The sequence below is a fragment of the Pseudoalteromonas sp. S554 genome (genome assembly GCF_005930865.1).
Classification (GTDB): Bacteria; Pseudomonadota; Gammaproteobacteria; order Enterobacterales; family Alteromonadaceae; genus Pseudoalteromonas; species Pseudoalteromonas marina.
Genome location: NZ_PNDV01000136.1, coordinates 1 through 1,290, shown reverse-complemented (window position 1 = coordinate 1,290; position 1,290 = coordinate 1). Strand labels below are relative to the sequence as shown.

The 1,290-nt window shown below is 44.7% G+C and carries 1 protein-coding gene; it reads right to left on the bottom strand.

The window, feature by feature from the left end; translation table 11 throughout:
- Window positions 1–105: 105 nt before the first annotated feature.
- Window positions 106–1,290 carry an elongation factor Tu gene (tuf, locus tag CWB65_RS19175; RefSeq protein ID WP_006791257.1) on the bottom strand — a complete coding sequence of 395 codons (1,185 nt, stop codon included), beginning with the start codon at window positions 1,288–1,290 and terminating at the stop codon, window positions 106–108.

Sequence of the window (1,290 nt, the reverse complement as noted above, 5' to 3'; positions counted from 1 at the left end):
ACAACGCCTGAGGTAAGAGCGCCACCTTCACGTGAGGCAAATTGCAGGCATTAAAAAAGGCCACCTAAGTGACCTTTTTCTAACAATTAACTTAAACGTTAATTATTACTCTACGATAGTTGCTACAACACCAGCACCTACAGTACGGCCACCTTCACGGATAGCAAAACGAAGACCTTCATCCATCGCGATTGGTGCGATTAGAGTTACTGTCATCTTGATGTTATCACCAGGCATTACCATTTCTACGCCTTCTGGTAACTGTACGTCACCAGTTACGTCAGTTGTACGGAAGTAGAACTGTGGACGGTAACCTTTGAAGAATGGAGTATGACGACCACCTTCATCTTTAGAAAGTACGTATACTTCTGAAGTGAATGTAGTGTGTGGGTTGATTGAACCAGGCTTAGCTAGTACTTGACCACGTTCAACGTCTTCACGCTTAGTACCACGTAATAGTGCACCAATGTTCTCACCAGCACGACCTTCGTCAAGAAGCTTACGGAACATTTCAACACCAGTACAAGTAGACTTAGTAGTCTCTTTGATACCAACGATTTCAACTTCGTCATTCACGTTGATGATACCGGCTTCAACACGACCAGTTACAACAGTACCACGACCTTGGATTGAGAAAACGTCTTCGATAGGCATGATGAATGGCTTATCGATGTCACGCTCTGGCTCTGGAATGTAAGAATCTAGTGCTTCTGCAAGCTCTACAATCTTGTCTTCCCATTGCTTCTCGCCTTCAAGTGCTTTAAGTGCAGAACCTTGAATTAGTGGTAAGTCGTCACCTGGGAAATCGTACTCAGAAAGAAGTTCACGAACTTCCATTTCTACTAGTTCAAGTAGCTCTTCGTCATCAACCATGTCACATTTGTTCATGAATACGATGATGTAAGGTACGCCAACCTGACGAGAAAGAAGGATGTGCTCACGCGTTTGTGGCATTGGGCCATCAGTCGCAGCTACTACTAAGATAGCGCCGTCCATTTGTGCAGCACCAGTGATCATGTTTTTAACATAATCGGCGTGACCAGGACAATCTACGTGTGCGTAGTGACGAGTTGGTGTGTCGTACTCAACGTGTGAAGTTGAGATTGTGATACCACGCTCGCGCTCTTCTGGAGCGTTATCGATTGATGCGAAATCTTTAGCAACACCGCCGTATACTTTTGCAAGTACGTTAGTGATTGCTGCAGTTAGTGTAGTTTTACCGTGGTCAACGTGGCCGATTGTACCAACGTTTACGTGCGGTTTTACGCGTTCAAACTTTTCTTTTGCCAT

What these genes read in the sequence shown, in the direction of transcription:
- tuf (WP_006791257.1), bottom strand. Translation starts at nt 1,290, where the DNA reads ATGGCAAAAGAAAAGTTTGAACGCGTAAAACCGCACGTAAACGTTGGT.